Source organism: Plantactinospora sp. KLBMP9567 (assembly GCF_033446045.1).
Taxonomy (GTDB): Bacteria; Actinomycetota; Actinomycetes; order Mycobacteriales; family Micromonosporaceae; genus Plantactinospora.
Genome location: NZ_JAWQRR010000027.1, coordinates 201,111 through 215,230 on the forward strand (window position 1 = coordinate 201,111; position 14,120 = coordinate 215,230).

The window sequence follows — 14,120 nt, forward strand, 5'->3', positions numbered from 1 at the left end:
CGCGCGCCCTAGTAGCGGCTGGGGTCGCCGCCGTTCGGGGTGTAGACGGGCGGCGAGTGCCCGTGTTGCGGCTGGTGCGGGGGCTGCTGCGGTTCGAACATGTTCACGGTCGGCTCGGGCTGCTCGACCGGCTCGAACATGTTCACCGGCGGCTCCGGCTGCTCCACCGGTCCGAACATGTTCACCGGCGGCTCCGGCTGCTCCACCGGCTCCGGCTGCTCGGGCTGCTCGACCGGTTCCGCGGACACCTCGGCCGGACCCCGGTTGGCCTCCTGGCGCACCGCCACCATCTGGTATTCACCGGTCTCTCCGGTGATCGCGGCGGCTGCCATCACCGCGGCGGCGGCCCGGTCGGCCAGCCGCTTCGCCTCGCGCTGCGTCCGGGCCCGTACCTCGGCCGCCTGCCGCTCGGCCTGCTCCGCCGCCCGGCGAGCCTCGTCCAGCCGGTTGAGTTCGGCGGTCAGGTCCTGGCGGACCTCGCCGAGCCGCTGCTGGAGCTGGGCGAACTCCTGCTCCGCGGTGGCACCCTCCTGGCGGGACTGTGCCAGCCGCTGTTGCGCGGTCTCCTGCGCGGCCTGTAGCTGGCTGAGCGACTGCTGCCGCGTCTCGATCTCCTCCTGGAGCGCCGCGAGCTGCTGCTGGTGCGCGGTGGCCTGCTCGTCCGCCCGGCGCCGCAGTTCGGAGGCGTACTGCTGGGCCTCCGACCGCAGGTTCGCGTTCTCCTCCTCGACCTGCTTCTGCGCCCGGGCCAGCTCCGCCTCGGTGGTGTTGCGCAGCTCGGTCAGCTCCCGCTCCACGTTGGCCTGCCACTGGCCCAGCTCCTGCTGGGTACGCGCCCGGGCGGCCTCGATCTCCTGCTGGATCTGGTTGCGCGCCGCCTCCAGCATCGACTCGGCCTGGGCCTGGGCCCGCTCGGTCTGTTGGGCGCTCCGCTCGCTGACCCGCTGCGCCTCCTGCTCGGCGCGCTCCCGGCCGGCCTCACCCTCGGCCACCAGCTTCTCGGCCTGCTCGCGGGCGTCGGCGAGGACCCGCTCCGCCTCGTTCTGATGCTCGGTCGCCCGCTGGGCGGCGGCGTCGACGATCACTCCGGCCTGCTTCTCCGCCAGTGCCATGATCTGGTCGACCATCGGACCCAGGTCGCGGAACGACGCCCGGTCCACCTGCGGCGGCCGGTCCCGCAGCTCGGTCAACTCGGCCTGCACCTGCTGGAGATGGACGGTCAGCCCCTGGATGTGGCTGAACGCCTGCTCACGTTCGGAGACCAGTTTCGAGAGCTCGTGGGCCGTCTGCGCCACATACTGCTCCACCTGCCGCTTGTCGTAACCGCGCAGCGTGGTCTCGAAGCTGGGCCGCGAAGTCTTGTCCTCGTGCAGGTCGAACAGCTCCTGGCCTTGGGACATGCGCCATCCTCCATATGGTCGCGAGCCCGGTGCCGGCGTCCGGGGCACACGCCGCAGGGGTAGGGCTCAACCGGCGGATCATACACCTGACGGCGGCCCGGCGGGGTGGCCCGGCCGAGCCGTACCGGCGCCCCGGGCGGGCACCGCCGGACCAGGGCGGGCACCGCCGGCGACCACCGTGGAACTGTCCCGGTGCCCCGCCGGCCGTCTTCGACAGCCGGCGGGGCGTACGGTCACAGCCCGGCCGCGTACCCGGCGCGGGTACCACCGACGATCGGCAGCACGATCCGGCTGTTCTTCAGCGCCAGGTCGATGGTGGCCCGGTTCGGGTCGGCCTGGCTGGAGTACTGCGGGTAGCTGCCGACGATGATCACGCCGATCCGGTGCCCCGGCTGGAAGACGTAGTCCTCCGGCAGCAGCGGGAAGTCGAAGTCGTAGAGCTTGCCGGGGACCAGCGGGGTCGCCGTGCGGATCGACTTCCGGTTCTGTGCGTCCAGGATGCCCTTGGTGACCAGTTCGAGGTCGGCGGTGGCCACCCGCTTCTGGGTCTGCTTGTAGCACCCGTCGTCGGTCGGGCTGGTCTCACCCCAGCAGTCCTGGGTCTCCAGGGTGATGATGCCCTCCCCGGAGGCCCGGTGCGCCACCCGCTCGGCGGTGCCGTAGTCGACCAGGATCGCCCCGAAGTTGGTGTCGGTCTTGTCGGCGGAGGCCCGCAGCTTCACCACCGGCGTACCGGAGATGTGCAGCGGGGCGCGCAGCGGCTCCGACAGGTACGCCAGCCGGCTCGACTGGACGGTCTCCGGGTTGTTGATCATCGCGTCCTGGCGCTGCGCCGGGTCGTCGGCGAAGGTCTGGGTGGTCGGCTTCCACACCGGCCTCAGCTTGAGGCCGCCCGCGCCGCCGGTGCCGGGCTGGAGGAAGACCTCGGCCTCGCGGGTCCCCGGGATCGGCCAGTCGGCGTGCGTCTCCCAGGCGTCGGCGGAGCGTTCCAGGTCGACCCGGGGCTCGTCCATGATCCCGTTCCGCACCCGGTGCAGCCAGAAGTCGAACCAGCGGTGCAGGGTGTCCACCCAGACCGCCCGGCGCGAGTCGAACGGGTCGACGTGCCCCTCCTGGGAGAGCCACAGCTTGCGCGGCACCCGGTGCTCGGCGAGTTCGTACCAGAACTTGCTGAAGTGGTCCGGCCGGACGTTGTCGTCGTTGAGCCCGTGGTAGAGCAGCACGCTGGCCTTGATCTTGTCGACGTTCCGGACGTAGCTGCGCTCGGTCCAGAACGCCGAGTAGTCGCCGGTCTCGTCACCGTCGGCGGCGCCCAGCGCGTCCCGGACCGGCTTGCAGTAGTCCCGGCGGTCCGGGTTGGTCACCGTGTTGGCCAGCGACGACACATAGCTGTTGCCTCGGGTGATCACCCCGTTGCTGCGGGTGTAGTCGTAGTACTCGGCCGGGCCGCTGATCGGCACGATGGTGGTCAGGCCCTTCACCCCGGTCACCGCCGTCGCCATCGCCAGCGAGCCGTCGTACGACTTGCCGACCATGCCGGTACGGCCGTTGTGCCAGTCGGCCCTGACGACCTTCCCGGCCGCGTTCCGCGCGGTGGCCCGGCCGTTCAACCAGTCGATCGCCTGCTTGGCGCTCAGGTTGTCCGGGGTGCCGTTGGTGGTCGGGCAGCCGGTGGAGTTGTTGGTACCGACCATGTCCAGCAGGATCACCGCGTAGCCGCGCGGGACGAAGTAGTTGTCGTAGAAGAGCGGCCACCGGTCGAGCAGGCCGTCACCGTCCAGGTCGGCCTTGCACTCGGACTCGTTGCCCCGGCAGACGGTCGAGTAGTAGGGGCTGGCGTCCATGACGACCGGCACCTTGAGCCCGTCGGCCGTGGCCCTGGGCCGCATCACGTCGAACGCGATGATGTCGCGCTTGCCGTCGTTGTCGCTGTCGAACGTCGAGTCGACGAAGAGCCGTTCCCGGATCGCGTCGGCGTAGCCGAACACCGGCTGGGTCACGCCGTCGCGTACCACGATCGACGGTCCCCGGTGGGCGAACGCCGGTGGCGCGGAGCCCAGCACGGCCACCGCCGCCATCGGAAGCACCGCGAGTCCGACCCGCCAGATCCTACTGATCCGACCCATGCACACTCCTTTTTCGCCGGTCAGGGGCGTGCGTAGGTTACGGGCGAGGGAGCCGATCGAACAACGCACATCTGTCGGAACCTGAACCGTCCAGCTTCGACGGCACGCGGAAGCGGCCATCCCGCCGGTCGTGCGCGGCGTTGCACCGGTGAGCCCCGGAAGGACCAGCGGTCACGCCGGCCGCCGCCGTGCTAACGTCCGCCGGCAGCGGGTCGACGGGACGGCGGTGGTGGTGCGGCACAGCGGGGCGGAGCCGGCGGTGGGCTTCCGGGTCCTGCCGGGCGCCGCCGACAGCGACGTGGTCCTGCACGTCCCGCACGCCGGTCGGCTGGTCCCGCCGGACGTACGCGCCGGGCTACTGCTCGACGACGCCGCCCTGGCGACCGAACTGGCCCGGATGACCGACGCGCACACCGACCTGATCGCGGCCCGGGCCGCCACCTCCACCCGGCGTACCCCGTGGACGTTCGTGAACCTGCTCTCCCGGCTGGTCGTCGACCCGGAGCGCTTCCCGGACGAGCGGGAGTCGATGCGGGCGGTCGGGATGGCCGCCGTCTACACCAGGACCAGCGACGGCTCCCCGCTGCGCGCCGACGACCCGGTCAGCGAGGAGGTGCTGCTCGACCGCTGGTACCGGCCCTACGCCCGGGCCATCACCGACCTGGTGGAGGCCCGGTTGGCCGTACGCGGCCGGGTGACCGTGCTGGACGTGCACTCCTATCCGAGCCGCCGGCTACCGTACGAGATCGGCGGCACCGAACGTCCGGCGGTCTGCCTCGGTACCGATCCGGCGCACACCCCGGACTGGTTGCTGGCGGCCGGCCGGGCCGCCTTCGCCGGCTGCGGCGGTACCGGAGTGGACACCCCGTTCGCGGGCTGCTACGTGCCGCTGCGGCACTACGGCCGGGACCGGCGGGTGACCGCGCTGATGGTGGAGATCCGGCGGGACGGCTACCTGGTCGAGCCCGGCGGACCGCCGACCGGCGGCCTGGCCACCATGGCCGGGGCACTGGCCACGCTGGTCGACGCGGTGGATGCCAACCCCGGTCGCCGCACCGGCTGAGCCGGCCCGGACGTCCCCGGAACCGGGCGTCGGCGGACCGGACGTGCCCGGGCCGGAACCCGGCGTCGGCGGACCGGACGTGCCCGGAGTCGGCACGTCCGGTCCGGCTCCCGCGAGCCGGTGCACTCTACGCGGGCCGGGTTTGACGCCCGGTGATCCGGAGGCTACAAACAAACAGTTAGGTTCATCGATGGCTGACGACCGATCCGGGTGGCAGGCCGACCGCAGGAGACCAGATGTCGATCCCCACCACCGCGGCGGTCGTCCGCGGCGCCGGCAAGCCCTTCGTCGTCGAGCAGATCGTGCTGGACGGCCCGGCCGAGCACGAGGTCGTGGTCCGGATGGTCGCCGCCGGCATATGCCAGACCGATCTGACCGTGCAGGCCGGCTTCGCCCCGTTTCCACTGCCCGGCGTACTCGGCCACGAGGGTGCCGGTGTGGTGCAGGCGGTCGGCGCCGCCGCTGCGGCCGCGTCCCGGGGCCAGCATCGCGATCCTCGGCACCGGCACCGTCGGGCTGAGTGCGGTGATGGCCGCCGCGCTGAGCCCCGCCGCGCAGATCATCGCGGTGGACCGGGTGCCGGACCGGCTCCGGCTGGCCCGCGAGCTCGGCGCCACCGACACCGTCGACACCGGCTCGGACGACCTTGCCGAGACCCTCGCCCGGCTGACCGACGGGCACGGCGTCGACCGGATCCTGGACGCCAGCGGCGCGCCGCCGGTCATCTCCGCCGGCCTGGCCAGCCTGGCCGTCGGCGGGACCTTCGCGTTCGTCGGCGCGCCGCCCTTCGGCACCACCGTGCCGGGTGGACGTCAACGCCATGCTGCCCGGCCGGTCGGCGGTCGGGGTGACCATCGGCGGCGTCGAGACCCAGTCGCTGATCCCGGCCCTGGTCCGGCTGCACCGGCAGGGCCGGCTACCGGTGGACCGGCTCGTCACCGGGTACGACTTCGGACAGATCCAGCGCGCCGCCGACGACGTACACGCCGGCCGTACGATCAAGCCGGTGCTGCGGTTCACCGGCTGACCGGCCGAGCCGGCCGACGGTGCTCGACCGGCCAACCGTGCCGGCAGGCAGCCTGCGGAAGGGATCGCCGTCCGACCCGCATCCTCCAGCGCGGCCGGTGCGGGTCAGACCGTGCTGGGGTCACCGGGTCGTGACCGCTCCGTCCGCCACGATCGGTTCCCGCTCCACGGCCGGCGGTGCCGGCGGAGTCGGCTTCGGCCGGATCACGAGCGCCGCGACGACGGCGGCGGCGATGCCACCGACCACCCCGACGATCGCGGTGCTGGACATCGCCTCGACAAAGGCGTCCCGGGCCAGTCGGGCCAGGGTGTCGTCGCCGGTGGCGGTGGCGATCCGCAGGGCGTCGCCGATGGATTCCCGGGCCGGCCCGGTGACCTCCGCCGGCACCGCGGCCCGGTAGGCGGCGGCCAGTACGCTGCCCAGCACCGCGACGCTGAGCGCCGCGCCGATCTGCTGCACGGTGTCGTTGACCGCCGAGCCGACGCCGGCCCGTTCCGGGGGCAGTGCGGCGAGCAGGGTGCCGACCGCCGGCGGTCCGGTGACGCCGCTGCCCGCGCCGATCAGCACCAGTGCGACGGCCAGCGTCGGATAGCCGTCGGCGGGCCCGATCGAGGCGAGTACGCCGAAGCCGACGGCCATCAGCGACAGCCCGGCGGCGACCGCGACCCGGGCACCGAACCGCTTGTCGACCAGTACCCCGAGGCCGTTGCAGGCCATCACGGTGACCAGCATCGGGACGAACGCCAGGCCGGCCCGCATCGGCCCGTACCCGAGGACGAACTGGAGGTACTGCGTCAGGGCGAGCAGTACGCCGCCGGCGGAGAGCGAGAGCAGCACGATGGAGAGGCTGGCCCCGCCGAAGTTGCGGTCCCGGAACAGTGCCATCGGCAGCATCGGCTCGGCGACCCGGCGCTCCCACAGCGCGAACGCGGTGAGCAGCACGGCCGCGCCGACCAGGCCGGTGACGGTCGGCGGGGACGACCAGCCGTCCTTGACCGACGAGATGACCGCCCAGACCAGCGCCGTCATGCCGACCGTGGAGAGCAGCGCGCCGACCACGTCGGGCCGGCTGGCCGGACCGCGTGACTCGGGGATGATCACGAGCGCGGCGACGATGCCGAGGATGGCGATCGGGACGTTGAGCAGGAACACCGATCCCCACCAGAAGTGCTGCAACAGCAGGCCGCCGACGGTCGGGCCGCCCAGGGCACCGAGCACCAGCACGGAACTCCAGATCGCGATGGCCTTCTTCCGCTCGGACTCGGCGAAGACGGTGGTGAGGATCGAGAGCGTGCCGGGCATCAGGAAGGCGGCGCCCACCCCCATCAGGGCCCGGGCCGCGACGAGTTGGCCGGGGGTCTGGCAGAGCGTGGCCAGCACGGACGCGCCGCCGAACACGACCAGGCCGATCACCAGGCCACGTCGGCGGCCGTGCCGGTCGGAGAGGCTGCCGGCGGTCAGTAGCAGCCCGGCGAAGACCAGGATGTACGAGTCGAGAATCCACTGGATGTCCGAGGCGCTGGCCCCGAGGTCGCGGATCAGCGACGGGATGGCGATGTTGAGCACCATGTTGTCGATGACGACCACCAGCAGGCTCAGACAGAGCACGCCGAGGATCCACCAGCGACGCGGGTGGGGTGTGGGCATGGGACCTCCGCTCGTACAGCGTGCGAGAATTCTCGAACACCGTACCAGCAATCTCGAACACCGTACGACGGTCGGTAGACTGGCCGGGTCGAAGGGACCATGGATGCCGCCGAAATCGGACCCGTTCACCAACTCGGTGTGGCTGCGCCCGCCCCGGACCCGGGGCGAACAGCCCTCGCTGAGCCGGGAGCAGATCGTCCGGGCCGCGATCGAACTGCTGGACGCCGAGGGACTGGCCGGGCTCAGCATGCGCCGGCTCGGCACTCGACTCGGTTCGGGCACCACCTCGGTGTACTGGTACGTGACGAACAAGGACGAACTGCTCGAACTCGCGGTCGACGAGGTGATGGGCGAGGTCTACGTCCCCGAGGTCGGTGACACGAGCTGGCGGATCGGCGCCTCGGTGCTGACCGCCGGCACCCGGGAGATGCTGCTCCGCCACCCGTGGGTGATCGGCCTGCTCGGCGTACGCCCGAACTACGGCCCGAACGCGATGCGCATCGGCGACCGGACCGTGGCGCTGCTCTCCGCGGCCGGCTTCTCCGGGCTGGAACTCTCGCACGCGAGTGCGCTGCTGACCTCCTACGCTATCGGCTCGGCGACGACCATCTCGGCGATGGTCACCAGCATGCGGCAGTCCGGAATGTCGATGGCCGAGATCGCGGCGAAGCTGGAACCCCGACTGGGGCGGATTGCCAGCGAGCATCCGCACTACGACAAGTGGCGGCAGGAGGTCGGCGGGGCGGCGTACGTCCCGGAGCGGATCTGGGACGAGAGCTTCACCTTCGGGCTGGATCGGTTGCTCGACGGGCTGGAGATGTGGCTGGACAGTCCGGACCGGTAACGGTTCCCGGCTGACCGCCAGGGCATGACCGCCTTCAGGCTGACCGCCAGGGCATGACCGTTCCCGGCCGACGGCCGGGGGCTGCCGGTCCCGCCGCCGCGGTGACGCAGCGCTCCAGGCGCATGCTTCGGAGCCGGCAACTCGGGAATAACCCCCCGATGCTGGGCTTTCTCCCCGCCACGCCCTGGCCACTCGGGCCGAGCGTCGGCGTCTTCGCCGTCGCGGGCCTGCTCACGATCCTCGGCAGCATCCGGCTCGTCGCCCTGGGCGACGCCCTGGCGGACCGGACCGGCTGGGGCGAGGCCGTCTTCGGGGTGGTCTTCTTCGGCGTCGCGACCGGGCTCTCCGGGATCGTGATGACCGCGGTCACCGCGGCGGGCAACCATCCGCAGCTCGGCTACAGCAACGCGGTAGGCGGGATCGCCGCCCAGACCACCGCGGTCGCGGTCGCGGACGCCTTCTACCGCCGGGTCAACCTCGAACACGCCGCCGCCGCCCCGTCGAACCTGCTCTTCGGCTGCCTGCTGATCGCCCTGCTCGCCCTCGCCCTGCTGGGCAGTTACAGCCCGAACGTCACCATCGGCGGCATCCACCCGGTGTCCGTCGTGATCGTCGCCTGCTACCTCGGCGGGCTCCGACTGATCCGGACCGCCGGCACCAGACCGATGTGGCAGGCCGTCGGCACCAAGGAGACGCAACCCGACGTACCACAGGACCACGGTGCCCTCGACAAGCACGGCATGGGCACGCTGTGGGGGCGGTTCGTGCTGGTCGGCGTACTCGTCGCGGCGAGCGGCTGGGCGGTGTCGCTGGCCGCCGAGAGCGTCGTCGAGACCACGGGTCTCACCACCGGGTTCACCGGCGGGGTCCTGCTCGGCATCGTGAACGGGCTGCCGGAGACGGTCACCGCGATCGCCGCCGTCCGCCGGGGGGCGGTCACCCTCGCCGTGGCCGCCGTACTCGGCGGGAACATCCTCGACGTGATCACCCTGGTGGTCGGCGACATCGCGTACCGGCAGGGCTCCATCTACCACGCCGCCGGCAGCGAGGATCTGTTCATCACCACCAGCGGGCTGTTCATGACCGCGATCCTGCTCGGCGGGCTGCTCGTCCGGCAGACCTGCGGCTGGGGGCGGCTCGGCTTCGAGGGCGTACTGCTGCTGGTCACGTACCTCGGGATGACCATCCTCCTGGTGGTCTGAGCCGTACCCGAACGGTGGCCGGCGCCCCGTCGGGCCGGCGCAGCGGACCGTCCACCGGAGGGTGCGTAGGACAGATCGACGATCTACGGTGGAGTGGTCGCGTTCGCTACGGGAACCCTGGGGAAGCCAAGTGACGAAGGAAGCGCTGCCAGTAGATCGCGGATGGCCGGACGGGCTCGACACCGGCGTGCCGCACTCGGCCCGGATCTGGAACTACTGGATGGGCGGCAAGGACCACTTCGCCGCCGACCGAGAGGCCGGAGACGCCTACCGGCGGCAGTTTCCCGGCATCGTCCCACTGGCCAAGCAGTCCCGGCGCTTTCTGATCCGGGCCGTGCACCACCTGGCGGCCGAGGCGGGGATCCGCAACTTCCTCGACATCGGTACCGGCCTGCCGACCCTGGACAACACCCACCAGGTGGCCCAGCGGGCTGCCCCGGAGTCCCGGATCGTCTACGTCGACAACGACCCGCTCGTGCTCACCCACGCCCGCGCCCTGCTCAGCAACACCACTCCGGAGGGGGTGACCGGCTACGTCGACGCGGACCTCCACGATCCCGACCAGATCATCGCCGACGCCCGGAACATCCTGAACTTCACCCAGCCGATCGCGGTCATGTTCATGGGCGTACTGGGGCACGTCGCCGACCACGAGGAGGCACGGTCCATTGTGGCCCGGGTGATGGCCTCCGTGCCCAGCGGCAGCTACCTGGTGCTCTGGGACAGCACCAACACCACCGAGGGATTCGACGAGGCCCAGCAGGGCTACGACGACACCGGTGCCGTCCCGTACGTGCTGCGCAGCCCGGAGCAGATCGAACGCTGCTTCGACGGCCTGACCCTGCTGGAGCCGGGCATCGTCTCCATCTCGCGGTGGCGCCCGGAGAGCCCCGACGCGGAACCGGTCGACGGGTTCGGCGGCATCGGCCGCAAACCCTGACGCCCGGGCCGGGCCAGACACCGTTCGGCGCCTGGCCCGGCCACCCCGGATCGCGGGGGGTGCGAGGAGTCGGTCAGGAAGAGGGCCGTGGCCCGAAGGCGGTCAGGAAGCGGTCCCGGAAGGAGTCCATCCGCCAGACCGGCGCCCGCGGGCCCGGCTTCAGGCCGTCCTGCCAGCCCCACCGGGAGATCCGGTCCAGCACCGCCGGGTCGTGCGCCACGACGGTGATCGGCACGTCCCGGCTGGCACCGGCGCCGGTCACCACCGGGGAGGGCTGGTGGTCACCGAGGAAGACGACCACCGTGTCGTCGTCGCCGTACTTCTCGACGTAGGAGATCAGGCTGTTCAGCGAGTACTCGACGGACTGCCGGTAGTCGGCACGCACCTTCGCCGGATTGACCCAGCGCGAGCGCTTCGGCTCACCCTCCTTCGCCATCGGCGCGAAGACGGATCCGTCACCGAGGTCGTCCCAGTCGACGAACCGGGGAGTGGGGGTCCAGGGCGCGTGGCTGGACACCAGGGTTATCCCCGCCATCAACGGGGCCGCGTTCGGCGTACCGTGTTCGTACCGTTCGAAGGCGGCCAGGGCGTACTGGTCGGGCATGGTGGCCCAGCTGAACTTCGGGCCGTGGTAGCCGAGCTGGCCCGAATCGTAGATCCTCTCGTAGTCGTACAGCTCTCCCTCGGGCCAGGCCCGGGTGACGCCCGGCATGATGCCGACGGTCCGCCAGTTCGCCCGCCGGAAGGCGCCGGTGAGGGTCAGCCGGTCGGTCGTGACGAGGTTTCGGTACCGCTGCTGGTTGTCGATCCAAAGACCGGACAGGAACGTGGAGTGGGCCAGCCAACTGCCGCTGCTCGTCGTCGGTGAGGTGAGGTAGGCGCTGCGCGCGGCGAAGCCGGCGGCGGCCAGCCGCTGCGTACCGGCGTCGAGTACCGCACCGACCTGCGGCGCGAACTCCGGGTCCTCGACCGCGTCCCGACCGTAGCTCTCGACGAAGACGAGCAGGACGTCCTTGCCGCGCAGGCCGGTGAGCAGCCGGTCACCGGGAACGTCGCGGAAGGCGTCCACGGCGACCTGCCGGCTGAACTCCTGCTGGCTGCGCAGGCCGTCGCGGATCTGCTGTGCCCGTCCGTACGCCAGGCCGGCCGTGTTCCGGGCCGCCACCGGTACGCCGGGAACGATCTGTACGCCGAGCACCGCACAGGCGAGCCAGGCCGCGCCGAGCACCACGGCGGTGCGCGTCGCGGCGACGCTGTGCCGGGCCACCAGGTCGGTCAGGCGGAGCACCGCCAGGGTGGTCAGCACGACCACCGCGACGGCGAGCAGCGCGGCCACGATCGCCGCACCGATCGCGGCGCCTCGGCCGAAGGAGTCGGTGAGGAACGAGATACCGTCGTCCAGCAGGATCCAGTCGAGGACCGGGTCGAACTGCCGGGCGAGTACGGCGTGGAAGCCCATGTCCACGATCTTGAGCAGGGCGAGCAGGCCGAGACCGACGCCACCGAGTACGGCCGCCGCCCGTCGGGCCCCCGGCCGCAACGCGAGGACGAGGACGACGCCGAGGAGCGCCTCCACCGGAATCCGTGCCAGCGTGCCGAGGGTGAACTGGTCCGGCTTGTTGCCCGCGGTCAGGGCGAGCAGCACGAGCAGGGCCGCCAGTACCGTCGTCAACTGCGTCACGATCCGCCGAACGGGCGAGCGGTGCCGCTGTTCCGCCGCCCCGTCGCCGCCCGTACCGTCGCCGCCACCTCCGGAGCCGGCGCTCTCCCCGTGCCCGGCCGGCGAGGGGTCGACGGCGTCCCGACTGCTCGCCGCCGCCTCGATCCGACCGGGCGTGGCCGGGTCGGCGGCGGAGTCGGTGTCGTCGTCCCCGGCCGGGTCGTCCCCGGGGCGTCCGCCCGGCGGCGGGTCGTCCGTCGTGGACGTCCGTTCCTGGTCCGGCACCTGGCGGAAGCGTGTGAAGAGTGACAACCCGAGGATCCTCTCCTGGCGGTCGTACTGGCGAGGCGGGCCAGGCTCGCAACGGCCTCGCCGCCCGTGAGCTAGAACGGGATTTCCGGGCCTGCGGTTCAACGAGCCTCGCCGGCCGCCCTCGCGTTGCGTGATCACGCAACGAATCAACCTGGTGATCTTGCTGGCCCGAGACATCGGTGCCGTCCTGTGTTTGTATCGCGACGTACCGATTCCCAGGGGGAGGGAGTTGTTCATGACGGGCAGGAGCACGGGGGTGCTGGCCGTCGGGCGGGCGGTGCCGCTACTGGTCCGTTGGGGAGTCTCCGCCGATGCCGATCTGGTCTACCGCTGCCTGGTCACCTTCGGTTCCCGGAGCACCGGCGGCATCGCCACCAGTCTCGGTCTCGCGGTGCGCCGGGTCCGCGCCGCACTGGACGAGTTGGCGGAGGCCGACCTGGTCGAGCCGGCCGCCGCGCCGGCCGGGCACGGCACCGAGGCGGTGACCTGGCGGGCGGCCGAGGTGGACGTGGCGGTGACCAACCTGCGACGGCGCGCCCTCCGGCGGGCCGCCCCGGCGACCGAGGTCGCGGCCGGCCTGTTGCGGCCGGGCATGGTCCGCCCGTTTCCGGCCCGGCGGCTGCCGGACCGCGAGGCGACCCGCCGGCGTATCGCCGAACTGGTGGCGGTGGAGCGGGTCGAGCACCTGGCGATGAACCCGGAGGAGGTCTTCAGCACCGACGCGCTGGCGATCGCCGCCCCGATGGACATCGCGCTGCTCCGGCGCCGGATCCGGCTGCGCTCGCTGGGTCGGGCACCGGCCGACGGTGACCGGTCGTCGCGGCACGCGAGCGAGTTCGCGCGGTTGGGCGGGGAGTACCGCGAGGCGCCTCGGCTGCCACACAAGCTGATGATCTTCGACCGCCGTGTCGCGCTGGTCGCCGTCGACCCGAACGGGCTGCACCGGGGCACGTGGGAGATCGTCGAACCCGCGGCGGTCGAGTCGTTCGTCTCGCTGTTCGCCCGCCACTGGACGGACGCGACGGATCCACGTCGGAACGGAGTACCCGAGGTCGTGCTCACACCACGAGAGAAGGCGGTCGTCGCACTGCTCGCCGAGGGGCATACCGACACCAGCGCCGCGAAGGAACTCGGTATGTCCACCCGCTCGGTCACCTACGCGCTGCGGTCCCTGATGGACCGGCTCGGCGTGGAGAACCGCTTCCAACTCGGTCTCGCCCTCGGCGCGATGCAGGCGGCGAGCCCACCGAGGAACACACCGCCGGTCGAGGGAGACCACCAATGAACCCTTTCCCACCTCCCCCTACGGTCCGTCGTCGCCCGAGGTGGCGGTCGGGGCGGACCCGCCCCGCTGTCCAGGTTGAAAAGGGTTCGATGAGAAGACGCCTGGTCGCGGCGCTGGTCGCCGCTGTGCTGGCCTCGCTGACCGCCGGCCCGGCGATGGCCGCCGAGCCGGTCTGGGAGCGGATCGACTGCACCTCCGGCACCATCGAGGTGGCGACGGTGGACGGGACCAAGGAGGGTGACTTCCTCACCCTCGCGGGGCAGCTCGACTGCGTCGACGAGAAGGCGGGCGCGGCGTTCGGGTACGGCATCTACGAGCCCGGATTCCCGGTCGGCCTCGTGTACGAGTCGCACCTGCGGCCGTACGCGCCGGCCGGGGTCAGCCCGTTCTCGGACCGGAAGAAGGTGCCGACCGGGCGGATGGACTTCGCGATCTGCGTGGTCACCGACTACCTGGTCCGGGTCGAGTGCGTCCGGGTGGTGTGGGACCTGCTGGACCACCAACTCGACGTGCGGTCGCTGGACACCGCCGACCCGCTGGTCGACCGCATGATCCGACTCGTCTCGGCGGACTGGGGACCCCGGCCGGTCTGCGGGAGCTGCTGGTAGCGGCCC

11 protein-coding genes and 2 pseudogenes are annotated in these 14,120 nt (G+C 71.8%); 9 read left to right on the top strand and 4 right to left on the bottom strand.

All coding sequences use genetic code 11. The annotated features are described in order from the left end of the window. Positions 1-8 precede the first annotated feature (8 nt). The gene (locus R6Y94_RS22770) at positions 9-1,400 is read right to left on the bottom strand and encodes a hypothetical protein (protein WP_318397922.1); all 1,392 of its coding nucleotides are present in this window, start codon (positions 1,398-1,400) and stop codon (positions 9-11) included. A 233-nt stretch (positions 1,401-1,633) separates the two neighbouring features. Further along, a complete protein-coding gene (locus tag R6Y94_RS22775; RefSeq protein ID WP_318397923.1) occupies positions 1,634-3,526 on the bottom strand; it encodes a CocE/NonD family hydrolase in 1,893 nt (630 codons plus the stop codon). A gap of 148 nt (positions 3,527-3,674) precedes the next feature. Here R6Y94_RS22775 and R6Y94_RS22780 point away from each other — a divergent pair, with 148 nt between their 5' ends. From R6Y94_RS22780 to R6Y94_RS22790, 4 genes and pseudogenes are all read left to right on the top strand, one after another. Then, positions 3,675-4,589 (top strand): N-formylglutamate amidohydrolase, encoded by a 915-nt coding sequence (locus R6Y94_RS22780; protein ID WP_318397924.1) that lies wholly within the window; start codon positions 3,675-3,677, stop codon positions 4,587-4,589. A 341-nt stretch (positions 4,590-4,930) separates the two neighbouring features. Then, positions 4,931-5,017: pseudogene (locus R6Y94_RS45235) on the top strand (hypothetical protein); the annotation flags it as partial. 7 nt (positions 5,018-5,024) lie between these two features. Further along, positions 5,025-5,369, top strand: a pseudogene (locus R6Y94_RS45240) (zinc-binding dehydrogenase); the annotation flags it as partial. A gap of 25 nt (positions 5,370-5,394) precedes the next feature. Then, positions 5,395-5,616, top strand: coding sequence for a hypothetical protein (locus R6Y94_RS22790; protein ID WP_318397926.1), 222 nt, complete (start codon positions 5,395-5,397; stop codon positions 5,614-5,616). A gap of 120 nt (positions 5,617-5,736) precedes the next feature. Here R6Y94_RS22790 and R6Y94_RS22795 read toward each other — a convergent pair whose 3' ends face one another. Then, positions 5,737-7,263, bottom strand: coding sequence for an MFS transporter (locus tag R6Y94_RS22795; RefSeq protein ID WP_318397927.1), 1,527 nt, complete (start codon positions 7,261-7,263; stop codon positions 5,737-5,739). 103 nt (positions 7,264-7,366) lie between these two features. Here R6Y94_RS22795 and R6Y94_RS22800 point away from each other — a divergent pair, with 103 nt between their 5' ends. From R6Y94_RS22800 to R6Y94_RS22810, 3 genes are all read left to right on the top strand, one after another. After that, positions 7,367-8,107, top strand: a complete 741-nt coding sequence (locus tag R6Y94_RS22800) for a TetR/AcrR family transcriptional regulator (RefSeq protein ID WP_318397928.1) — start codon at positions 7,367-7,369, stop codon at positions 8,105-8,107. 158 nt (positions 8,108-8,265) lie between these two features. Continuing rightward, on the top strand, positions 8,266-9,309 hold the full coding sequence (locus tag R6Y94_RS22805; RefSeq protein WP_318397929.1) for a cation transporter: 1,044 nt from the start codon (positions 8,266-8,268) through the stop codon (positions 9,307-9,309). A 130-nt stretch (positions 9,310-9,439) separates the two neighbouring features. Then, a complete protein-coding gene (locus R6Y94_RS22810; RefSeq protein WP_318397930.1) occupies positions 9,440-10,249 on the top strand; it encodes an SAM-dependent methyltransferase in 810 nt (269 codons plus the stop codon). Positions 10,250-10,322: 73 nt separating this feature from the next. On the opposite strand, the gene R6Y94_RS22815 is transcribed toward R6Y94_RS22810, so the two are convergent. Beyond that, positions 10,323-12,221, bottom strand: coding sequence for a sulfatase-like hydrolase/transferase (locus R6Y94_RS22815; protein ID WP_318397931.1), 1,899 nt, complete (start codon positions 12,219-12,221; stop codon positions 10,323-10,325). A gap of 235 nt (positions 12,222-12,456) precedes the next feature. On the opposite strand from R6Y94_RS22815, the gene R6Y94_RS22820 reads away from it, so the two are divergent. Together R6Y94_RS22820 and R6Y94_RS22825 are read left to right on the top strand one after the other, a co-directional pair. Further along, a complete protein-coding gene (locus tag R6Y94_RS22820; protein WP_318397932.1) occupies positions 12,457-13,506 on the top strand; it encodes a helix-turn-helix transcriptional regulator in 1,050 nt (349 codons plus the stop codon). A gap of 89 nt (positions 13,507-13,595) precedes the next feature. Continuing rightward, positions 13,596-14,114 (top strand): hypothetical protein, encoded by a 519-nt coding sequence (locus tag R6Y94_RS22825; protein ID WP_318397933.1) that lies wholly within the window; start codon positions 13,596-13,598, stop codon positions 14,112-14,114. Positions 14,115-14,120: the final 6 nt, after the last annotated feature.